General features: G+C 72.2%; 18 protein-coding genes. 11 read left to right on the forward strand and 7 right to left on the reverse strand.

Translation table 11 applies throughout. From position 1 onward, the window contains the following. Nucleotides 1–42 precede the first annotated feature (42 nt). Both R2B67_RS06880 and R2B67_RS06885 read right to left on the reverse strand, forming a co-directional pair. Nucleotides 43–1,347 carry a ricin-type beta-trefoil lectin domain protein gene (locus tag R2B67_RS06880; protein ID WP_317816909.1) on the reverse strand — a complete coding sequence of 435 codons (1,305 nt, stop codon included), beginning with the start codon at nt 1,345–1,347 and terminating at the stop codon, nt 43–45. Next, a complete protein-coding gene (locus R2B67_RS06885) occupies nt 1,344–1,976 on the reverse strand; it encodes a type VII secretion system-associated protein (protein ID WP_317816910.1) in 633 nt (210 codons plus the stop codon). Before R2B67_RS06885 ends, R2B67_RS06880 begins: the two co-directional genes overlap by 4 nt. Before the next feature lie 357 nt (nt 1,977–2,333). Here R2B67_RS06885 and R2B67_RS06890 point away from each other — a divergent pair, with 357 nt between their 5' ends. Continuing rightward, nucleotides 2,334–3,398 (forward strand): mannose-binding protein, encoded by a 1,065-nt coding sequence (locus R2B67_RS06890; RefSeq protein WP_317816912.1) that lies wholly within the window; start codon nt 2,334–2,336, stop codon nt 3,396–3,398. A 162-nt stretch (nt 3,399–3,560) separates the two neighbouring features. Beyond that, on the forward strand, nt 3,561–4,676 hold the full coding sequence (locus tag R2B67_RS06895; RefSeq protein WP_317816913.1) for a BTAD domain-containing putative transcriptional regulator: 1,116 nt from the start codon (nt 3,561–3,563) through the stop codon (nt 4,674–4,676). Here the strand turns inward: R2B67_RS06895 and R2B67_RS06900 are convergent, their stop codons facing one another. Beyond that, nucleotides 4,677–5,345: a cutinase family protein gene (locus tag R2B67_RS06900; protein ID WP_109979934.1), complete on the reverse strand. Its 669-nt coding sequence runs from the start codon at nt 5,343–5,345 to the stop codon at nt 4,677–4,679. It lies immediately after the preceding gene. Nucleotides 5,346–5,558: 213 nt separating this feature from the next. On the opposite strand from R2B67_RS06900, the gene R2B67_RS06905 reads away from it, so the two are divergent. From R2B67_RS06905 to R2B67_RS06945, 9 genes are all read left to right on the forward strand, one after another. Continuing rightward, the gene (locus R2B67_RS06905; protein WP_317816915.1) at nt 5,559–7,280 is read left to right on the forward strand and encodes a PLL family lectin; all 1,722 of its coding nucleotides are present in this window, start codon (nt 5,559–5,561) and stop codon (nt 7,278–7,280) included. A gap of 325 nt (nt 7,281–7,605) precedes the next feature. Next, complete coding sequence (locus R2B67_RS06910) at nt 7,606–9,180, forward strand: M23 family metallopeptidase domain-containing PLL-type lectin (RefSeq protein ID WP_317816916.1); 1,575 nt, start codon at nt 7,606–7,608, stop codon at nt 9,178–9,180. A 52-nt stretch (nt 9,181–9,232) separates the two neighbouring features. Then, nucleotides 9,233–11,314, forward strand: a complete 2,082-nt coding sequence (locus tag R2B67_RS06915; protein ID WP_317816917.1) for a DUF8189 domain-containing protein — start codon at nt 9,233–9,235, stop codon at nt 11,312–11,314. Between the two features lie 161 nt (nt 11,315–11,475). Next, on the forward strand, nt 11,476–12,285 hold the full coding sequence (locus R2B67_RS06920; RefSeq protein ID WP_317816918.1) for an FHA domain-containing protein: 810 nt from the start codon (nt 11,476–11,478) through the stop codon (nt 12,283–12,285). Beyond that, the gene (locus R2B67_RS06925) at nt 12,282–13,748 is read left to right on the forward strand and encodes a serine/threonine-protein kinase (RefSeq protein ID WP_317816919.1); all 1,467 of its coding nucleotides are present in this window, start codon (nt 12,282–12,284) and stop codon (nt 13,746–13,748) included. Before R2B67_RS06920 ends, R2B67_RS06925 begins: the two co-directional genes overlap by 4 nt. Nucleotides 13,749–14,006: 258 nt before the next feature. Further along, nucleotides 14,007–14,462 (forward strand): helix-turn-helix domain-containing protein, encoded by a 456-nt coding sequence (locus R2B67_RS06930; RefSeq protein WP_026242257.1) that lies wholly within the window; start codon nt 14,007–14,009, stop codon nt 14,460–14,462. A gap of 274 nt (nt 14,463–14,736) precedes the next feature. Further along, complete coding sequence (locus R2B67_RS06935) at nt 14,737–15,264, forward strand: M48 family metalloprotease (protein ID WP_109979929.1); 528 nt, start codon at nt 14,737–14,739, stop codon at nt 15,262–15,264. Then, nucleotides 15,261–16,490: an MAB_1171c family putative transporter gene (locus R2B67_RS06940; RefSeq protein WP_317816921.1), complete on the forward strand. Its 1,230-nt coding sequence runs from the start codon at nt 15,261–15,263 to the stop codon at nt 16,488–16,490. Before R2B67_RS06935 ends, R2B67_RS06940 begins: the two co-directional genes overlap by 4 nt. After that, nucleotides 16,487–17,677: a cytochrome P450 family protein gene (locus tag R2B67_RS06945; protein WP_317816922.1), complete on the forward strand. Its 1,191-nt coding sequence runs from the start codon at nt 16,487–16,489 to the stop codon at nt 17,675–17,677. Before R2B67_RS06940 ends, R2B67_RS06945 begins: the two co-directional genes overlap by 4 nt. Before the next feature lie 410 nt (nt 17,678–18,087). Here R2B67_RS06945 and R2B67_RS06950 read toward each other — a convergent pair whose 3' ends face one another. Genes R2B67_RS06950 through R2B67_RS06965 form a run of 4 tightly spaced genes read right to left on the reverse strand, consistent with a single transcriptional unit; the run spans nt 18,088 to nt 21,503 of the window. Then, nucleotides 18,088–19,038: a hypothetical protein gene (locus R2B67_RS06950; RefSeq protein WP_317816923.1), complete on the reverse strand. Its 951-nt coding sequence runs from the start codon at nt 19,036–19,038 to the stop codon at nt 18,088–18,090. After that, complete coding sequence (locus R2B67_RS06955) at nt 19,038–19,994, reverse strand: hypothetical protein (protein WP_317816924.1); 957 nt, start codon at nt 19,992–19,994, stop codon at nt 19,038–19,040. The genes R2B67_RS06950 and R2B67_RS06955 overlap by 1 nt, the downstream gene beginning before the upstream one ends. After that, nucleotides 19,981–20,988, reverse strand: a complete 1,008-nt coding sequence (locus tag R2B67_RS06960) for an ABC transporter ATP-binding protein (protein ID WP_317816925.1) — start codon at nt 20,986–20,988, stop codon at nt 19,981–19,983. Before R2B67_RS06960 ends, R2B67_RS06955 begins: the two co-directional genes overlap by 14 nt. Then, entirely contained in the window at nt 20,985–21,503 is a 519-nt protein-coding gene (locus tag R2B67_RS06965) for a septum formation family protein (RefSeq protein WP_018516224.1), read from the reverse strand. The genes R2B67_RS06960 and R2B67_RS06965 overlap by 4 nt, the downstream gene beginning before the upstream one ends. Nucleotides 21,504–22,049 lie beyond the last annotated feature (546 nt).

The following is a 22,049-nucleotide window of genomic DNA, read 5'->3' on the forward strand; positions in this document are numbered from 1 at the left end:
GCGGAGGCCGGGAGCGGGGCTCCGGGTCCGCGGACCTCCGGGTCACGTGCTCCACTTCTGGTTGTCGTTGCCCGTGCACTCCCACAGGATCAGGTAGGTGGACGGGCCCCGGTCCCGGCTGTGGTTCGGGATGTCGACACACTTGCCGACGACGGTGTTGACCAGGTCGTGGGCGCCGTTCAGGGTGAACTTCTGGGCGGCGGAGCCGTTGCACCAGGCGAGCTGGATGGGCGTGCCGTTGCCGAAGTTCGCGTTGGCCACGTCCAGGCACTTGTCCTTGGCCCGGATGGTGCCGTCGGAGCCGAAGCGCCATTTCTGGGCCTCGGCGCCGTTGCAGTCCCACATGAACAGCCGCTGGCCGTCGTTGAAGTTGTGGCCGGGTACGTCGAGGCAGCGGCCGGAGAGATGGCTTCGGAAGGAGACGGGCCCGCTGAACGTCACGGCGGGAGCGGCCTTGGCGGGCTGGTTCTTGGCCCCGCCGCTCTCCTTCTTGGGCTGGGCCTTCGGGCTGTCGGCCTTCTTCGGCGCCGACTTGGCGGCGGTTTCCTTCTTCGGCGGTGCCTCAGGGCCGGCTTCCCTCTTCGGCTCGTCCTTGCCGCCGCCCGACGGGGCGGCGGGCGGGGGAATGGCCGGAACGGCGTTGCCGGCCTTCTCGGCCGCCCCCTCGTCCCCCTTCTTCCCCTTCTCGTCCTCGGCGGCCGCGCTGGTCTCGGGCGCGGTGACGGCGAACTCGCCCGGCGCCTCCGGCCCGCTCCCGTCGAGCACGGTCCCGGCCGCCGCCGCGTTCGTCTGCCGGGGCCCGTCGTCGTTGTTCCCGGCGAGCACGAGGAAGGGCACCGACACGAGCAGCGCTCCCACGACCGCAGCGCCCGCGAGTGCGGCCTTGCCCGGCCGCCCCACGGGACCGGCCTGCTGCGGCCGGTCGATGGCGGTGGCGGTCATGGTCCGTACGAGGGCGGGGAGCCGGCTCTGGGCGGCGGCGGAGGCACTGGGGTCGGGGTCGGCGGCGGAGTCGGGGTCAGCGGCGGAGGCGGGGTCGGTCCCGGGAGTTCCGGGGGTTCCGGGCTGAGCCCCGGCGGTCCCGGCCGGGGACTCGGCCGTCGCAGCCGTCGCAGATCCGGAGGTCACGGGACCGGGCTCGGGCCCGGCCGCTGCGGTGCCGGCGGCAGGGGCAGCGGCCTCAGGGGACTTGGGCGCTGCGGACTTCTCACCCTCGGAGGACTGGGGCTCTCCGGACGCCTCCCTCGATGCCTTCGATGCCTTCGATGCCTTTGAGGCGGCGGCCGCTTCGCTCTCCGCCTGTGCGGGCGCGGAAGGGGTCTGCTGGGACGACGACGAACGCGTCACGGGGTCCTCCCTGTGGTGTGGGGCCAGGGTTCGGTCGGATGGGGGCCGCCCGCCCCGGCCACGGGGGCGGGGTCCAGGGGCCCGAGAAGGCTGTCGGCCGGGACGAGCAGGGGTGCCGCGGCACCGGGGTTGACCGACAACAGGGCGCCGGCGGCCGTCACCGACCTGGCCAGCTCCCGTGCGGACAGCGTGTCATGGTGAAGTGCCGCCGACATGAATTCATGTGTGGGCGAGGTGAACAGGAGCACCACCGGCGCCCCGTCCCGCCCGGCGGCCATGAGCGGCCCGCCGTCAGGCCCGCGTACGACGGTGACATCCGCCTCCGCGAGTTCCGCGAGGGCTTCCTCGACCGTGCCGTACCCGGTGGCGGCCCGCTGAGCCGCCGCGTCCACGGGATCGGTGGGCTCCGGCCACCCGAGGACCCGGGCCGAGGGCCGGTAGGCAGGGTTGGCGCGGTACTCCCCCACGCCCCCGCTCTCGTCCGACTGCCACTCCCCCAGCACGGCCCACTCCGGCGGCGTCCGCTCCCCGTTCCACTCCGGATCGACGATCCCGATCCAGTGCCCCGGCGCCCGGCGGGCCGCGTCCTTCACGGCATCGGGCACCAGGGAGGCATCGGGCACCGGCACCGGAGAGGTATCGGGCAAGGCCAACGGAGAGCCCTGCGGGCCCTCTTGCGGCTCTCCGGTCGGATTCTCCACCTGAACTCTTGGCTCCGTACGACTTCTTGAGCGCCGAGCGGTCTGCGCGCACGGCCGACAGTGATCAGATCGGGAAGCCAACAGGATGTCATACGAGCCTCGTTCACGGCGCGCGGCAGGAGATCCGAATGGCCTGGTCATGTGCCCGTTTGCTGCCCGAACGGAGAACTTTCCGGGACCAGTGAGGCGCAGGCGGACAAAGCGCCGGGAGCGTAAAGGGCGAGACACCGCCCACCCTCCCCACGACGGGCTACGTTGGGCGCGCCACCGAGGAGGAGTCACCGCATGCCCCCCGAGCCCCCCACCCCTGGCGCCGGCACCGCGGCAGCCACCGCCGGCGCGGAGGAGTCCACCCCCGCGCCCCCATCTCCCACCGCACCGCCGGAGGAGACCCACACCTCGCCCCCGAAGGCCGAGCCGAAGCCCACCGCCTCCGCCAAGGAGGAACCGGCGGCGAAGGCGCCCGCCACCCCGGAAGCCACTGCCGCACCGGAGCCCGGCGCGCCGGCCGAATCCTCGCCCCCCGCCGCACCGGCCGAGACGGCCAAGGAACCCAAGGAACCCGGGGAGGCCCGCGCGGAGGGCGCCGCCCTGGCAGCGGCCGTCGCAACCGCACCGGAGACCAGGACACTCACGGCCGTCGACAGGGGCCGCCCCCGCACCCCGGTCCTGGCGGGGGCCGTATTCATCGGCGCGGCCCTCGTCGCGATCCCGGTGCTCCTGATGGGCAGCGCGAACGACGAGGAGCCCCGTAACACCGGGACGGCACCGGTCGCGGGAAGCGCCGACACGGTCCTCAACCCCGAGACGGCTCCGGCGGCCCTGGAGGACTACGTGGCGGTGAAACCCACCCCGTCCGCGACCGAACCGAAGAAGATCACCCCACCGAAGGCCGCCCCCGCCCCGGCCGCCCCCGCCCCGCAGCCCGCCACGAGCGCCCCCACCGAGAAGCCGAAGCCCAAGACCTCCCCGGAACCGAAGCCGAAGGCCTCCCCGAAGCCGAAGCCCAAGGCGGCCCCGAAGCCGAACTGGGGCACCCAGACGGTCTCCGCGACCAGCTCCATCGGGGTCGGCCAGTCCTGGGCCACCAACCGCATCCGGATGACGATGCAGCAGGACGGCAACCTCGTCGTCTACAACGAGCAGAACAAGCCCGTCTGGGCGGCGATGACCTTCGGCGAGAACCACCGGGCGATCTTCCAGCCCGACGGCAACCTGGTCATCCACAACGGCGACGACCGCGCGATCTGGGCGTCCAAGACCCACGATTTCGGCGGCGCCCAGATGGTTCTCCGCGCGGACGCCAAGGTGGTGATCGTCCACAACGGGAGGGTGGTCTGGTCGACCTGACGGGGCGGCCGGCGGGTGGACCACCCGCCGACACGCGCCCGGGAGTGACACCCGGTCCCGAATGTCACTCCGGATCGTTCCGGATGCCCCGCCCCGCGCTCCCCCGCCTACCTTGTCGACGGCGCCCGCACGACCGACCCCTCCGGAGCCCGGGGAGCAGCGATGCCGACGACCCTCACCACCGACCGACCACGCGCCACCACGCTCTTCCGCCCCGCCCCGACCGTGCTCGGTCATCAGGAGCGCCAGGTGCTCTCCGCGATCGGCTGCGGCCTGCGGGACGACGAGATCGCCGCCGAGCTGGCCGTCCCCGAGGACACCGTGGCCGAGCACCTCGCGCGCATCCTGGTGAAGCTCGGACTGCGCGACCGGGCCGCCGCCATCGTCCACGCCTTCGACTGCGGCCTGGTCGTCCCCGGCCGTGGCCCCCGCACCCGGTCGGCGGGGCCGGCTTCCCTGACCGTCGCCGCGCGAGCGCCGAGGCCGGCGCCGAAGGTACGGATCTCCCTGCTCGGGCCGGTGCGGGCGTGGCGGGACGGACGCCTCCTCGATCTGGGGCATCTGCGCCAGCAGGCCGTCCTGGCGGCCCTGGCGCTGAGCGCGGGCCGGTCCCTCAGCCAGCAGCAACTGCTCGACGACGTATGGGGGGTGGAGCCGCCGGTCACGAATGTCGTGCCGGTGTACGTGTACCGGCTGCGCAAGGCCCTGCACGACGTGGCCGGTCCGCGTACGGTCATCGAGCGCGGGCTCCGCGGCTACCAGCTGGTCCCCGGTGCGGTCGACGTGGACGTGGCACACCTGCGGGAGCTGGTCACCGGCATCGGGAAAGCCACGCGGGCCGGCGAACCGCTCGAAGTGGTCCGTCTCTGCACCCAGGCTCTGAAGCTGTTCCACGGGGAGCCCATGGCCGGTCTGCCAGGGCCGCTCGCCGAGCTGGAGCGGCTACGGCTCACCGAGCGCAGGATCGCCATCGTGCGGCGGAAGGTCGAGTGGCAGCTGCGCCTCGGCCAGGACGACGAGGCGATCGACGAGCTGTTCGCCCTGACGGCGGCACACCCCGTCGACGAGGCGCTGGCCGCGATGCTGATGCGGGCGCTGTACGAGGGCGGACGCCAGGCCGAAGCCCTGACGGTGTTCGAGCGCGCCCGCCGCCGGCTCGCCGACGACCTCGGGGTCTCCCCGAGCAGGATGCTGCGGCGGGCGCACCAGATGATTCTGCGCGGGGACGAGGCCGGGCTCGGGCTCACTCCCCCGGCCGGTGCCGGTGCCGGCCTCTGATCACCAGGAGGCGGGGTGCCAGGCGCCGTTGTACCACTGCTCGTTGGCGCTGTTGTTGTGGTGGTCCATGTTGAAGTCGTGCGGGTAGTTGTTGATGTGGTTGTGGGGGTACGTCCAGATGCCGGCGGACTCGTCGCAGACGTAGTCCCAGTGGCAGATCGTCTTGACCGGTACGTTGCCGAAGAACCGGTCGGCGCCGGCGAGCGGGGCGCCGACGATGCCGCCGAACGGCACCGATCCCCCGTTGGCGCCCGGGCCGCCCTGGCGCTTGGGGTCCGAAATGAGAATGGCGTTGACCTTGTCGAAGGTCTGCCAGTTCTCGGTGACCCAGGTGTGCACGACCGCGGCGCCCAGGGAGTAGCCACCCATCTTGACGTGCTGGTTCGGACACGCGGCACGCTGGTCGCGCACCAGCCGGTTCAGCTCGTTGACCCCTGCCCGGGCGCTCGCGCCGTTGGGAATCTGCGTGGGGTACCCGACGTGCTGCTGGATGTTGCCGGTGAAGCCGTCGTTGTTCCACGAGCTTCCCGTGCCGCCGACGACGATCGTGTAGGTGCCGTGGCACGGAGCAGCCGCCTGTGCCGCCTGCGCCGTGGACGCCTGTGTCACCGAAAGCCCTGCCGTCAGCAGAAGTCCGGCCGACGCGGCCGCCATCCTCTTCGCTCGCATGCGTTCCTCCCCATGTGGTCTGCCTACGGCTCACGACCCTGGCAGGGGCCGATGACCTCGCGATGAAATGCGCGGCGAGGCCCGATTCCCCAGGCATCAGGCATTAGGCATGAGGCATTCCCAAGGCATTCCATCGGCATTTCATCGGCGCTTCCTACCGTCGGCCGCCAACGACCTCATGCACAGCGGGACTTCACGACGGAAAGGCACACCATGGCAAGAAGCGGCTTATATCGCCTGCTCATGAGAGTGGCGCTGGTCGTCGGCGTCTGGGCGTCGGTCATCGGGCTGACCGCCTCGGCCGCCGTCGCCCGGCCCGAACCCGTTCCGGCGCCGGGCGACGACCGGTCCGGTGTCTCCCGGTACTTCAGCGGGCCCCAGGGCCTGGCCATTCCGACCGCCCCGTGCGATCCGGCGGGTCCGTCCGCCACCGACGGCATCATGGCCGGTCAGCTCAATCCGCAGCTCGACGCGAAGATGGCCGGCTATCTGACCGCGTACAAGATGTCCTGCGCCCGGATGGTCACGCAGGCGGTGAAGGACCGGGGGCTCAACCCGAGGGCCGCGGCGATCGCCATCGCCACGATCATCGTGGAGACGAGCATGAACAACTACTCCCAGGCCGTCGACCACACCAGCATCGGACTGTTCCAGCAGCAGGACTGGTGGGGCTCCCGGGAGCAGCGTCTGAACCCGGCCTACGCCACCAACGCCTTCCTCGACGACATGGAACGGCGGTATCCGGGCGGCTCGTGGAACAACGCGCCGATCGGTGAGGTGTGCTGGCGGGTGCAGCAGCCGAGGGAGGACCTGCGCCACCTGTACGGGATCGAGGCGGGCGACGCGACCCTGATCGCCAACGCGTTGTGGTCCGGTACGAGCGCCGGCCCCAAGCACCCGTACGCCTCCGGCCGGGTCGTGTCCGGGCGGTCCGCGGACGGGCGTCTTGAGGCCTTCGCCGCCGGTGCCGACGGCGTCTACCACGCGTGGCAGACGGCGGCGAACGGCGCCTGGTCCCCGTGGCGGCCGGTGGGCGGCCCGCGCAACGCCCAGCTGGCGGTGGCGTCGAACGCCGACGGACGGCTGGAGCTGTTCGCGCTCTCGGACAGCACGTTCGACCACATGTGGCAGACCGCGCCCAGCGGCGGCTGGTCCGCCTGGAAGAACTTCGGCACCGGGGGGCACCGGCTGGCGGCGGGCCACAACGCCGATGGCCGCATCGAGGTGTTCGCCTCCAACGCGGACGGGGTGTTCCACCGCTGGCAGACCGCGCCCAGCGGCGGGTGGTCCGGCTGGGAGGGCACCCACGGCGGCCCGGCCAACGCGCGGCTCGCCATGGAGAACGCGCCCGACGGGCGGCTGGAGGTCTTCGCGCTGTCCGACTCCACGTTCGAGCACCTGTACCGGACCCGCGTCAACGGGGGCTGGTCCGCCTGGGAGAACTTCGGCACCGGAGGACGTAACGTCGCCGCCAGCCACAACCAGGACGGCAGGCTGGAGGTGTTCGCCTCCAACGCCCAAGGGGTCTTCCACCGCTGGCAGACCGGCCCCTCCTCGTGGTCCGCGTGGACCGGCACCGGCGGGATCCCCGACGCCGAGCTGGCCACGTCGCGGTCGGTCGACGGGCGGGTCGAGGTGTTCGCCATCAACGCCACCACCGCGAGCCACGCCTGGCAGACCCGCCCCAACGCGGAGTTCTCGCAGTGGGAGACCTTCGGGGGCGGCGGCACGTCGATCGGTACGGGCCGCAACGCCGACGGCCGCATCGAGGTGTTCGGTACGAGTCATGCCGGCGTCTACCACCGCTGGCAGACCGGCTTCGCCACCTGGTCGGAGTGGGCCTGGCTGAACGACGCGGGCCCCTCGATGCCTCAGGGCGTCGTGGCAGGCTCCTCCACCCCGAAGGGCCTCGTGGGCGGCTCCGCCCGCAGGTGAGAGCTCCGGGACGCGCGCCCGCCGTCGTCCCCGTGGACCGCATCGGCGGCCGGACGGGACGACGGCGGGCGCTCGGGCGGCACGCACCGGACACACCGGTCGGCGCCCTGGTCGACATAGTTGGCGTAGTTGGCGTAGTTGGCGTAATTAGCGTAGTTGGCGTAAGGGCCCGCCCCGCCCTAGCCGACGGTCTCCCGCCTGTCAGTCCGTAACCTTCCGGGGTCTTCCGGGCCCGCGCGGTTGCTAGCTTCCGTACGGCCCGTCCCCGCACGGCCCCCGGCCGTCCATCCCACTCACCCCGAGATCGCCGGGGGCAGGAGGACTCGTGTTTTCAGGGATTTCCCGACGCGCGCTGACCTGGGCTCTCGCGCCGGCCGCCGCTCTGCTGCTGCCGGCGCTGCTGCCCGCGGCTCCGGCCGAGGCGGCCCGGACCGCCGCCGTGACGCCTGCCACCGTGGCCCCCGACGCCATGGCCCCCGCGGCTGCCACCGCCGCGACCGCGGCCTGCCCGGCCGCCGGTTTCGTCTCCCAGCACTTCCACAGCGGCCACAACGGCGTCGACATCGCCAACGCCGTCGGCACCCCGATCCACGCCGTGGGCGACGGCGAGGTGACCATCTCCGGGTACGACAACACCGGCTACGGCCAGTGGATCCGGGTCCTGCACCCCGACGGGCGGATCTCCGAGTACGGGCACATGTCCCGGCGGGACGTCTCCGTCGGCGACCGTGTCGTGGCCGGCCAGCGGATCGCCCTGATGGGCTCCGAGGGGCAGTCCACCGGCCCCCACCTCCATCTGCGGATCTGGGCGGACAGGTCCACCTCGCGCGGTATCGACCCCGAGGTCCACCTCGCCGAGCGCGGCGTGGTGCTGCCCTGCACCCCGGGCGCGGTCCCGCAGCCCCGGCCGCCGGTCTATCCCGCCGAGTCGGGCCGGGTCGTGTCGGCGCGGTCGGCGGACGGGCGCCTGGAGCTGTTCGCCGCCGGGGCCCAGGGCATCCACCACGCCTGGCAGCGGCGGGCCAACGGCGACTGGTCGGAGTGGGAGTCGCTCGGCGGGCCCGGCAACGCCGAACTCACCATCGCGCCGAACGCCGACGGACGCCTGGAGCTGTTCGCCCTCAACGGGAACACCTTCGAGCACCGCTGGCAGCTGAGCCCGTCCGGCGGCTGGTCGGGATGGGAGAACTTCGGCGGCGGAGGCCGGGACACCGCGGCCGGTGTCAACGCCGACGGCCGTATCGAGGTCTACGCATCGGGCCCGGCAGGCCTCTTCCACCGGTACCAGGTCGCCCCGAACGGCGGCTGGTCGGGGTGGGAGCCCACGGGCGGCGGCCCCGCCGACAGCCGGGTGGAGCTGGGGAAGGCGCCCGACGGACGGCTGGAGGTCTTCGCTCTCAACGGCTCCACCTTCCAGCACCGGTACCAGACCGCGCCCAACGGCCGCTGGTCCGCCTGGGCCGGATTCGGTGAGGGCGGACACGACCTGACGGTCGACCACAACGCGGACGGCCGGCTGGAGGTCTTCGCCTCCGGCCCGGTCGGCGTCTTCCACAAGTATCAGACCGGCCCGTCGAGTTGGTCCGGCTGGGAGCCCATGGGCGGCCCGGCCGGATCGCAGCTCACCAGCGAACGCACCCCCGACGGCCGGGTCGAGGTCTTCGCCATGAACGGCAACACCGCCCTGCACATCTGGCAGAAGGCGGTGAACGCCCCCTACAGCGAGTGGGCCCCCTTCGGGACCGGCGGCACCGAGGTCGTCGCCGCCGCCAACGCCGACGGCCGCATCGAGGTCTTCGGCACCAGCCACGCCGGTACGTTCCACAAGTGGCAGACCGGCTTCGCCACCTGGTCCGAGTGGCTCTGGCTCAACAACTCCGCCGGCCCCGCCGTCGACTGACCCCTCCGCCTCCTCCGCCCCTCCTCCCCCTCCGCTCCTTCCGAAGGAAGCCATGCCTCCGATCAGCAGACGGAGCCTGCTCCGCGGTGCGGCCGGCGCCGGCGCCCTGCCCCTCCTGGGCGCCGGCCCGGCCACCGCCACCGCCCCCGCACCGGTCCCGCCCCCGCGCCGGATCGGCGCGGGTCCCTTCCGTTACGTCTACGACCCGTCCACCTCCACGGGCCCGCGCTATCTCAACGACCACACCCTCATCAAGGCTCACGGCCGCTGGCACCTGTTCGGCATCGTCGGGAACAGCGCACCGCGCGGCGAATCCCCGGACAGCGCGGCGGAGATCTCCTTCGCCCACGCCTCCGCACCGAGCCCGCACGGCCCGTGGACCAGCCACCCCGACGCGCTCACCGTCGACCCGTCCTACTTCGGCGAGGAGCACCTGTGGGCGCCGCACGTCATCGAGGCGGACGGCAGGTTCTGGATGTTCTACGCTGCGGGCGGCGCGGGTGCCAGGGGCGGCGGCGCGGCGATCAACCTGGCGACGTCGACCGACCTGTTCACCTGGACCCGCGAACCGTCCGGCCCGCTGTTCCGGGGCCTGGTGGCCCGCGACCCGATGGTGCTGCGGGTCGGCGGCGAGTGGGTCATGTACTACACGGAACTCTCCGGAACCGGACCCGGTGCCGGCGGGGGCGGCATCGGAGGCGTGGGCGTGGCCAACCACACCGTGGCGTACCGCCGTTCCACCGACCTGCGGCACTGGAGCGATCCGGCCGTCGCGTTCACCGACGCGAGCACGGAGGCGACGGTCTCGGTCACCGAGTCGCCGTACGTCGTCGAACGGGACGGCTGGTACTACCTGTTCATCGGTCCGCGCAACGGCTACGAGGGCACCGACGTCCTCGCGTCCCGCGACCCGTTCCGTTTCGGGCTCGCCGGGTACGCCGGGCATGTGCCGGGTCACGCCGTGGAGGTGGTCCGCGACGGGGAGAACTGGTACGCCAGTGCTGCGGGCTGGTTCCGGAACGGGCTGTACGTGGCCCAGCTGTCCTGGCAGGACACGCCACCGCCGTGGCAGAGCCCCGACAACCCGGTGGCCGGCCTCGACGCGGCCGGCCGGCTGACGGTGTTCGCCCTCGATGCCGGTGACCGCGCGATGCTGCGGCGCGTCCAGCTCGACCCGCACACCGACAGCTGGTCGCCGTGGGAGCCCTTCGGAGGGCCGGCCGGTGCGGTTCCCACGCTCGGGCGCACCCCCGACGGCCGGCTGGAGGTGTTCTCGCTCGCCCCGGGCGGCGCCCGTCTGCACCACCGGGTGCAGCGGCCGGACGGCGGCTGGCACGACTGGGAGGAGTTCGGCGGCCCGGCCGGATCGGCGCCCGCCGTGGCCCGCGACTCCTCGGGCCGGCTGGAGGTCTTCGCCCTCGCCCCCGGCGGCGCCTCCCTCGCCCGGCGGCGGCAGCGGACGGCCGGGTCCCTCGCCTGGGACCCGTGGGAGCCCGGCTTCGGCGGGGCGGCGGGCGCACCCCCGGTGGTCGCGCCCAACGCCGACGGCCGGCTGGAGGTGTTCGCCCTGGCCCCCGGCGGTGCGGGCATCGACCACCGCTGGCAGGAGGCCCCGGGCGGCCCCTGGACCGCGTCCTGGCACCGGTTCGGGACCGCGGCGGGGGCGGCACCCCGGGTGGCCCGGGACGGCAGCGGCCGGCTCACCGTCGCCGCGATCGGGCCGTCCGGCGTGGGCACCTTCGCCCGGCGCCAGGCCGTGCCGAGCGGCGGCTGGGAGGCGTGGGAGCCGCTGTTCGGCTGGAGCGCCGCCGCCCCGGCCCTGGCCGTCAACGCCGACGGCCGGCTGGAGGCGTTCTCGGTCTCACCCGGCGGAGCGCGTCTCGGCCACCGCTGGCAGGTCGCTCCCGGCGGGGACACGCATCCCGGCGGGGAGTTCGGCGAGCCCGGCATCCGGCTCGCCGCCACCCCCACGGCGGTGCGCGACGCCACCGGCCGGCTGCACGTCTTCGCCGTCACCACCGCAGGCCGGATCCGGACCCGCGTCCAGACCGTGCCGAGCGGCGGCTGGCAGCCGTGGACGGCGTTCGGGGACCGTACGGTCGCGCCCCTGGTATCGGGCAGCCCCGCTCTCTGACGCTCCCTCACCGAGCCAGGCCGGGCACGGGGCGTGCCCGGCGCGGGCAGCAGGTTCCGGCCATGAGGCCGAAGAGCGCCCGTGAATTCCCCTGACAGATGAGTATCGTTCCGCTCGTCCGACAAGCGACGCAGGGAATGACGCGGGGAACGGGGGGCGCGGTGAGCGGCGTTATCGTCCATCTGCCGCAGGGAAGCGGGGGCGCCGCCGGCGGCCGGCCGCACGAGGACTCGGTGACGTTACGGCTGGGCCCCGGCGAGGTCGCCCGCTTCGGACGGGGCTCCACCGCGGTCCCCGTGGAGCTGCGCCTCGACGACCCGGCGATCTCCCGGCTCGCGGGGGAGATCCGGGTGACCGACGACCACTGGCAGCTGACGAACCACAGCACCACCCACAGCTATCTCGTGGAGAACCCGGAGGGGGCGGGCGAATACCTGCGGGTGCCGCCGCGGCGGGTCGGGGCGCCGATCCCGTTCGAGTTCTCGCGCGTCGTGCTGCCGACGCGCGGTGATGTCACGATCTCCTTCCAGGTGTTCGCGCCCGACCACGTCTATCTGGACCCGGACGCGATGGGCGGCCCTTGGGGGAACAGCACGGTCACCGCGTACTCCCTGAACGAGACGGCCACGTACTTCCTCGTCCTGGTCGCGCTCTGCGAACCGCGCCTGCGCGACCAGTCGCGCGTGGCGGTCCCGACCACGCCCCAGATCGTCGAGCGGATCGGCGGCCACGTCACGGGTGGTGAGCTGACCGCGCGGGCGGTCAGCTCGCACATCGACTACCTCGCGGACGAGAAGCTCCGCATCGGCGCCCCGGGCGCCCACGAGCCGGGCAAGGGAGAGCGCCGCAACGGCAAGCGGGAGGAGATCGTGGGGCTGGCGCTGCGGTTCGGGCTCGTACGGGAGGAGCATCTCGCGCTGCTGCCGCCCCTGACGGGGGCCGGCGGGCGGGAGCGGCAGGCCGCGCGATGAGACCGCCGCACGGCCCGCCCGGCATCACGGACGGCGACCGGGCGGACCCGCTCCCGCCCGGCCACCGCGTCGGGGACTGGGTGGTCACCCGACTCATCGGCTCCGGGGGCTGGTCCACGGTGTACGCGGCGCGACCGGCCGGCGAATATCGGGTCCGTGCCGACGGACATCCGCACCGTACCGGCGGACATCCCGACCGTACCGGCGGACATCCGGACCGTACCGGCGCGACCGCCGTGCCTCCGGGCCCCGCCGACGTCGCACTCAAGATCATGCCGACCGCCGGACTCGCGCCGCGCCAGGTGCGCAGGATCGTGGAGTCCGCCCGCCGCGAGGTCGAGCTCGGAAGCAGGGCAGGCCATCCCCGGTTGATCGGGCTCCAGGAGTCGTTCGTCCTCACCGAACCCGGCCACCCCTCCCTGGAGGGCGCGATCGTGCTGGTCATGGAGCGGGCAGCGGGCAGTCTGCGGGAGCTGATCGACGCGGGCGTGCCCGAGGACGACCGCGGCGGGCTGATCGCGGGCATCTGCGAGGGGCTGGCCCATCTCCACCGCTCGGGCTGGGTCCACGCCGACCTCAAGCCGGAGAACGTCCTGCTGGGCGGGGACCGGTCCGTGAAGCTCTCGGACTTCGGCCTCGCCACCGAGCTGACGGGGACGCACGGTTACGTGCCGCCCCTGGGCACCCTGGACTACTTCCCCCCCGAGCGCTGGCGGGCACCGCTGGGCGAACTCGGCGTACGGGTCCGGCCGACCGCGGACATCTGGGCCCTGGGCATCGTCATCCACGAGGTGTTCGCGTCCGGCTCCTCACCCTTCCCCGGGGCCACGCCCATGGCGCGGGGCGCCGCGGTCCAGGAGTACGGCCAGGGGCGTGCGCCGCTGCGCATGGACCACGCCGTACCGCCGTTCTGGCGTGCGCTGGCGGCCGACTGCCTCGCCCCGACCCATGAGGCCCGGGCCCGCCACACCGCCGAGAGCCTGCTGGCCCGCATCGCCGCCCACCGGGAGACCCCCGGGGCGGGGGCGGGGGCGGCACGGCGGGGTCCCCGGGCCCACAAGGCCGTCCTGGCCACCGCGCTGTGCGGGATCGCCGGCGCGGCCCTGTACTCGGACGCGGTACGGGCGGCCACGGCCACGGCGCCCGCCGGCACGGTCCAGGTGTACAACGCGGAGCGGGACTGCCGGGGACAGTCCGTGCGGGACCCGCGCTGCAGCCTGGGGCTCGCGATCGATCCCGTGCGTCCCTACACGGCGGAGAACGTCGTGGCGACCAGGGTGTGGCACGGCGACGTCCTCGCCGCCGACTGCCAGGTGGCCGACGGGGAGACGATCATCGACGAGGAGGACCGCCGGTCCACCCACTGGTTCCGCGTCCGCCTGCCGCCCGGCTCGGAACCCGCCACGGCCTGGCTCCCCGCCGTACGCGCCAAGGACGGCACGGCACTGCCGGAGTGCTTCTGACGCTGCCGGTTCCGGCCGGGAGGGCACGGGCCGTCGGCCGAGCTCACCCCCGTGAAGCTCGACCCCGGCCCGACCCCGTCCCGGCGGCGGCCCGGCGGCCACCCGCCCCCTCGACACTTCAGTGGCGACGAAGCATTGGTAACGTACACCAGAGTGACTGCCCGACGTCAACCAAAGTGTCGCCGGGGTCAGCCCTGAGGGCTTCGAGAAACACTGTGGTGGGCCAAGGCCCGGCATCACGCCAAGGAGGTCGTGTACGTGGAGGATGACCGGTCACCCACCTTCGCCCAGCTGCTGGATCACCTCTTCCGCGAGGTGCACCCCCCTTCCCGGGGGCCCTACACCTACGCGGAGGTCGCGGAGGGGATCCGTAAGGCCGCGACCGGGGAGGGCCGCGGGGTCACGGCGAGCGCCATCCAGCAACTGCGCACCGGCGCCAAGCGGAACCCGACGCGGCACACGATCAAGGCCCTGGCCGACTTCTTCGGCGTACCGGCGGGCTACTTCGTCGACAGCGAGGCGGCCGAACGCACGAAGGCGGAGATCGGCCTCCTCGCCGCCATGCGGGACCAGGACGTCCGCAAGGTGGCCCTGCGCGCCAACGGACTGAGCGTGGACAGCCTGAAGATGCTGTCCACCGTGATCGAACAGGCCCGGAGACTCGAAGGGCTCACCACCGACGACGGCCCGCAGGACCTGAACCTGGACGACTGAACCGCTGCACCGGGCGGCGATCGCACGATCCCTGCCCCGTGACGAACCGACGAACCGACGAACCGACGAACCCCCTGTGGCCGCTCATCGCCAGGGGGGCATCAGGCGTTTCCCGGGACAAGCCCGGCATCCCGGTCCGCGCAGCGCCTCGCGGCGGCACCCCACCCTCGGAGCGGAGTCGCGAACATGTCAGCATTGGTGCGCTCACACAGAGCTACCCAGGAGAGATCCGCCCCGGCCGGCCACCCCCGACCGGCGTGACCGGAGTGAGGACATGGACTTCGAGCAGCTTCGCGCCGCGTGCGAGGCACGCGTCGAAGCGCTCGGGCTCCCGCACCGCTTCAGCACCCGCGACCTCCGCGACGCCGTGGCCGAACAGCGCGGACGCCCCATCATCCTGCGCCCCCTGAGCACCCTGGGCGCCCTGGACGCCCCGTGCGGGATCCGTCTGGAGACCCCGGACGCCGACCTGTTGTTCTACGAGGAGGCCACCTCCCCCCTCCACCAGAATCACATCCTCGCCCACGAGATCAGCCACATCGTCTGCGACCATCCCGGCAGCCTGGAACTGGACCAGGACACGCTGCGCGCGATCGGGTTCGACCCCACTCTCGTACAACGCATGTCCGGCCGAACCAGCTACACGAGCGAGGACGAACGCGAGGCCGAGGTGATGGCCAGCGTGATCCGCCAGCTCATGTACCGGGGACGCGAGGGCCCGCCGAGCCGGCCCGCCAGGGGCGCCGAGAGCTGGGACGCGCTGTTCGCCGAGCCACACAGGAAGAAACGCCACCGGAAATGATCAATGTCCTGTTCACGGGCACGGCCGTCGTGCTGCTGTGCTTCGCCGCGTACTGGGTACGGGGACGGGGTGGCCACCGCCCCAGGGGCACCTGGGCGATGGCGGCGCTGCTGACCTCGTTCGCCCTCGCCTTCGCCTCCTACGCGCCCGCCGTGGAACGCGCGGTCGAATCGGTGGTCCCGCACGTCGCCCGGCTCCTCAGCAACACCTTCACCCTGACGGCGGCCACCGCGGTCCTCGCCTTCCTCTTCCAGCTCAATCTGGACCAGGAACGGGCCGACCGGCAGATCCGACTGCGCGTCATCGCGCTCGCGGTCTCCGTCACCGGTATGACCGCCTTCTTCGTCGCCGAGCAACTCACCGGACGTAACCCGGTGTTGTACGCGTGCTATGTGCTCATCTACATCTCCTACCTGGGGTACACGGCCAAGGACTTCCTCCTCCAGACCTGGGCCCAGTCCAAGCGGTCGTCCCGGCGCAGCCAGCGCTGGGGCCTGCGCACGACCTCGGTCGGCTGTGGCTTCGCCCTGCTCTACGCCGCGTACAAACTCTTCGCCCTGATCTCGATCGGCCTCGGTCTGGGGCTCATTCCTGACCACGCCCGGTGCTCGAACCCGGTGACCCCCTTCCGCTGCGCCTTCAGCGTGACCGCGCCCGCCGTCGCCGTACTCCTCATCACCGCCGGACTCACCCTCCCCGCCCTGCTGTGGCCGCTCAGCCGACTGCGCCGCCGCCGCTGGGAACGCAACTCGTTCACCGCCCTGGAACCCCTGTGGCGCGAGGTCACCTCGGCGGTCCCCGAGGTCGTGCTCGACCCGGGCACCACCGAAGTCGACGCCCATGACGTCGACTTCCACCTCCACCGCCGGGTCATCGAGATCAACGACTGCGTGCTGGCCCTGCGCCCCTACCGCCGGACATCGGTACGGGACGCCGCCGCGGCCGAGGCCGCCCGCCGGGGAACGGCCGAAACCCCCGAGGGCGAGGCCGAGGTGGAGGCGGCGGTCATCGCCGCGGCCGTCGCCGCGAAGCGCACCGGACGCCCCCTCGAAGGCGACGAGGCCCCGCCCGCCGCCGGCACCCGCTCCCGCAAGGGAGACCTCCCGGCGGAGACCGCGTGGCTGCTGCTCGTGGCGGAGGCCTACGCACGGCACCAGGCACCGGACAACGCGCAAGCGACCTCGCCGAGCCACCCAGCACCCATGAACACGGGAGCGTCCTCATGACCGCCCCGCGGCAGGACCCCCTGCGCGACCCGCGCTTCTTCACCGACCCCTACCCCACCTACGACCGGCTGCGCGAACGCTGCCCGGTCCAGCGGATCCCCACGGGCTCCGGCGGCCACCACGCGTACCTCATCACCGGCCACCCCGAGGCCCGCGAGGCGTTCACCGACCCCCGCCTGTCCAAGGACACGGCCCGCTTCTTCGCCGACCGCCCCTCGAACCGCGACCTGCACCCGGCGATCTCCCGCAACATGCTGGCCAGCGACCCGCCCACGCACACCCGCCACCGACGGGTGGCGACGCCCCTGTTCACCACCGGACGCGTCCGGGCACTGCGCCCGTACGTCACCCGGGTGGTCGAGGACCTCACGACGGCCTGGCGACCGGGCCAGGAGGTCGACCTGGTGGCGGAGCTCGCGCTCCCCCTCCCCATCACCATGATCTGCGAACTGCTGGGCGTCCCGGAACCCGACCGCGCCGAACTGGCCACCTGGTCCCACGCCCTCTTCGACGCGACCGACACCACCGTCGTCGACACCGCGTCGCACCGCATCGGCAACTACCTCACCGATCTCGTCGACACGGCCCGCGCCACCCCCGACGAAGGCCCTCTCGCCTCCCTCGTACGCGACTGCGAGGAGGGCGGCCTCGACCGGGACGAGACCGTGTCCCTGGCCGCACTCCTCGTCGTCGCCGGGCACGAGACCACCACCCACTTCATCGGCAACGCCGTCCTGGCCCTGCTCCGGCACCCGGAGGCGTTCGACCGGCTGCGCCGGGACCCGGACCTGATCCCCGGAGCCCTCGACGAACTGCTCCGCCACGACTCCCCGGTGAGCGTGGCCACCTTCCGCCACAGCACGGAGGACCTGAGCATCGGCGGGACCGACATCCCGGCGGGCTTCCCGGTCCTCATCTCCCCCGGCGCCGCCAACCGCGACCCGGCCCACTTCCCCCACCCGGACCACCTGGACCTCGACCGCGACGCCACCGGCCACCTCTCCTTCGGCCACGGCATCCACCGCTGCCCGGGCGCCCCCCTGGCCCGCGCCGAGGCGGAAACCGCCCTCCGCACCCTGGTGACCCGCTTCCCGAACACCCGCCTGGCCATCCCCGCGGACACCCTCACCTGGCGCCGAACCCGCCTCACCAGGGGCCTGGCCACCCTGCCGCTGATCCTCGGCTGACCCACCTGGTGCAGGATCATGAACAGTGAGGCGATGTCGCTTCACCGAAAGTGAGGAGGAACTTCGGGTGATGGCGCGCACGATCCTCGCGCGCTTCAGCGGCACTGCCAGTTTTCACACCAACGTCAACAAGCCCGGACATGTGAGCGGCACACTCGACTTCACGTCGTCGAGCTGGGCGTACAGCCCGCTCACCTGTTTCCACAAGGGAAACAGGTCGAGAGACGCCCCCTCATACGGAAAGCAACAGGTGAGAGGTTCGCTCGGCGCCGAACGCTCCACCCCGGGCCGGAGCGTCACGGCTGCAGGCCCGCTTACGCCGCCGTTCGCCCCGCCCCGGCCACTTGAGTTGCCCTACGCGATCGACGTCCTCCGAGCCGGCCGCCGAAGCCCCCTCGCGGAGATCGGCCTCAGCCGACGTCCCGGCGCGCGAACCGCCACCAGGCCGCCGCCGCGACGGGGAGCAGGTGAACGGACAGGGCGAGGAACGCGGTGGTCGCGGTGGTGCCCTCCCGCATGGCCAGGCAGGCGGCCTCGCCGACGCAGGTGGTCCTGTCCGTCTCCATCAGCAGACGCTCGTTGAGGACGGCGAACGTGATCCCGGAGAGCTGGTACTCGGCCAGCGCCGGGAGGTACTCCTGGACGATGCGGCCGGACGCGACCAGATAGGCGAGGGCGATACCGAGGGCCGTGGTCGTGCGGCGGGTCAGCATGGCGAGGGAGTAGCCCAGCAGCGCCATCAGGCCGACGAGGACCGCGCCACGCGCCCCGATGACGGCGAGCACCGTCCAGTACCGCCCGTCCGCGTCAGCCAGGGACCCCTTGAAGCCGGCCACACCCAGCAGGAGGGGCACGAAGAAGACCGAGGTCAGGACGGCGGTGGCGGTCGCGACCGCGGTGACGAGCAGGCCCCTGGTGAGGAAGAGACGGGTGCGCCGGGGCTCGGCCGCGGTGAGGGTGAGCATCACACGGGACGACCAGTCGGCACCCCCGCTGAGGACACCGAGAACCAGGGCGGCCAGTGACAGCCCCGACAGCACGGCGCGCAGGTCGACGAAGGACGCCTTCGTCATGAGGTAGCGGGGGTCGTCGAAGAACTCGCGAGGGGACAGGGTCTCGACCGAGCCCGCGGGCCGGGTCGCCGCTTCCTCCGCGTACGTACGGTAGGCCGCTTCGGCCGCCCGCCATGCCGCCGCCACATCGGTGTGATGGCTGAGGAAGGCGGATACGGCGAGGGCCAGGAGGATCGCGGGGAGCGCGAGGAGGCCGTACCGAACGGGCTTCGGACTCAGTACCCGGTGCAGTTCGGCGCGGACGAGGCGGCTCAGGGGCGGCGGCGAGGGTTTCGCCAGGAGGGTCATCAGCCGACGTCCGTTCGGGTGGAGCGCCACAGGGCCAGAGCGAGGACCGGGAGGAGATACAGGAGGATCCCGGCGAAGCCGTCGAAGGCGGTCAGGTCGACGTGGGTCGCCGCACAGCCGGGGCCCGAGATGCAGTCGGACTCCGCCATCGGGATGACGGGCTTCTCGTTGAGGACGGCGAAGGTGAGGCCGTCCATGTCGTACTCGGCCAGTCGCGGCCCCCGCCCCCCGAAGACCCGGCCCGCGCCGGCGAGATAGAGGAAGGAGATGGCGAGGGCGGCGGGGACGTGGCGCGTCAGCACGGCCAGGCTGTAGCCGAGGAGGGCAAGGAGGCCCACGAGCACGATGCCCCGCAGGAACTGGCTGGCCAGCACCGCCCAGTACGCGGCGTCCAGGCCCTCCGCACTCCCCCGTAGCTGAGCCGCGAGCAGCAGACACGGCACGAGCAACAGCCCGCACAGAGCGGTCACCGCCATGGAGAGACCGCCGACCAGCACACCGCGGGTGAGGAAGAGCCGGGCACGCCCGGGTTCGGCGGCGGTGAGGGTGAGCATCACGCGCGAAGCCCAGTCGGCGCCGCCACTGACGATCCCGAAGACCGTGGCCACCGCGCAGAGACCGAGCAGGACGGTGCGCAAGTCACCGAAGGAGAGCGATTCCATCAAGTAGCGCGGGTCGTCGAAGAAGGAGTCCGGCCCGATGCTGCCGGTCGGCATGCCCGTACGCGCGGCCTGCTCGATGAACTCCCGGTAGCGCGCGTCCGCTTCGCGCAGCGCCGGGCCGGTGTCGACGCTGTGGGTGAACAGCTTCGACAGGCCGAAGGCCAGGACCAGCAGTGGCAGCGCAGCCGCGACACGGCGTACGGCCGGGGGCGCGGTCAGCCGGAACAGCTCGGCCCGCACGAGGCGACGCAGGGGCGGGGCGCCGAAGCCGCGCAACTGGTCAACGGCGGTCAAAAGAACCGTCCTTAGCCGCGGCGTCGGCTGCCCGGATCGCCGCGACGTAGATGTCCTCCAGGGAGACGGACTCCACCAGCAGCTCGCGCGGATACACGTCCTGGGCGGTCAGCAGCCTCAGCACCTCGGGTGCATGCGGATGCGGCCGGGGTGCGGGCATCCGCAGCTCGTCCGTACCGCGCGGGCCTGCGGCCCGGGTGAGGGTGTGGCCGTGCCGTTCCAGTACGGCGACGGCCTGCTCGGTGACCGTGTCGTGCACCCGCACCACCAGGTGCTCGGTTCCCCGGGAGATCAGCTCGGAAACCCCGGCGTCGCAGATGACGCGGCCGTTCCTGACGATGGTGACCCAGTCGCAGACCAGCTCGACCTCGGCCAGGATGTGGGAGGAGACGACCACGGTCATACCGCGCTCGTCGCGCAGCCTCTTCAGCAACTCCCTCATGTCCCGCACGGCTTCGGGATCGAGCCCGTTCATGGGCTCGTCGAGGACGAGGAGTTCGGGTCCGGAGATCAGGGCCCCGGCCACGCCGAGCCGCTGCTTCATGCCGAGGGAGTACCCGGAGTAGGCGCGCCGGGCGGCGTGGGTGATCCCCACCAGTTCCAGCGCCTCGGCCACCTCGGTGGGGCCCGCGCCGTGCAGCTCCCCGATCAGCCGCAGGTTGTGCTCGCCGGTCAACGAGGTGTTGAACGCCGGCCCTTCGATGAGCGCGCCCATGCGACCGGCGACGTACCGCTGGTCCTTGGGGAGCGCGTGGCCGAAGGCGTGAACACTGCCGCTGTCGGGCCGGACCAGACCGAGGAGAGTTTTGAGGGCAGTGGTTTTTCCTGAGCCGTTCGGTCCCAGAAGCCCCACGATCGAACCCCGGGGAATGGACATGGAGAATCCGTCCAGGGCCTGCTGCCGACGTCCGCGCGCGGTGCGGAAGGACTTTCGGACGTCGTCGAAGCGGACGAGCGCGTCGGAGGGCCCGGCGTAATCGGGCTCCTGCGTCACGCGGCTTTGCCAATCTTTCCGGTCTTGGGCTCGGGGAAGGTCACAGAGCAGTAGCCCGTCCTGTTCCCCGCTTCCCACGAATCCTTGTTGAGCGGCACGAAAAGCAGTCCGATCATGGATCCCTTGTTCTTCGAAACGAGGGGGTCCAGTACGGGAGCGCAGAGGGTGCGCATGGCGTCCATGACGCCGCGATCACCGGGGAACGGGCTTTCCCCGCTTTCGGGGATATCAGCCTCGGACAGAATCTCGAATCGGTGCGGCGTAGCGCAGTCCACTGTGCCGACTTCCTGGTCCGAGCGGACATCTCCCTGGAAGTTGGAACACATGCCGACCTTGAGATCGGCATACGGGATGGGAGTTCCGTCCGGCAGATCACTCATCGCATCGCGGGAGTTCGCGGACTGCTCCGCCCCTGGAGCTGGGTCCTCCGCTTCCCCCTTTGTCGTGGCGCAACCCGACAGCATCAGCGCCGTCAGGGCGACTGTCGCCAGCGGTAACGTGAGGTGATGACGCATGCCTGGTTCGCCTTCTGGTCCGGGGACGCGTGGTGCGGGTGAACTTCCACCCGCACCACGGCATTTGATTCAAGCAGTCGGAAAGGCTAGCACTTGCGCGTACCGTAGTACGAGTCCCAGGTGTCGCCGTCACTGCCGCCGTTGTTGTCCGCCCACCAGTCGACCAGGTCGCCGGCGATGTAGCGGACGTAGCGGTTTCCGGTGTTTACCCTTCACCGCGGCAATAGGGGTAGTCAACGGGAATTAAGGCGATGACTGGTTCAAGACAGCGCCACGCTGAGCAATTCCAACGGAGGGGCCACCTCCATATTCCCTCTACGCGATTGAGGGGCCGGCCGAGGCGGGACAATGCGGGCGGAAGTCACAGCTCCGTCCGCACAGTGAGTGATCACCCTCTGCGGGCCCCGTCGTCCGTAGCGGGTAAGGCTGTCTCGATCTCGGCCCCGGCAAAGTCGGAGGGAGGCCGTGCAAGGGGACAGGGACCGGCCGACAGGCCGTTCAGTGACCCCGGACGGGCCACGGCCCCGGACGACGCCCCGTTACCCT

The sequence above is a fragment of the Streptomyces cyaneofuscatus genome (genome assembly GCF_033109485.1).
In the GTDB taxonomy this organism is placed as follows: Bacteria; Actinomycetota; Actinomycetes; order Streptomycetales; family Streptomycetaceae; genus Streptomyces; species Streptomyces cyaneofuscatus.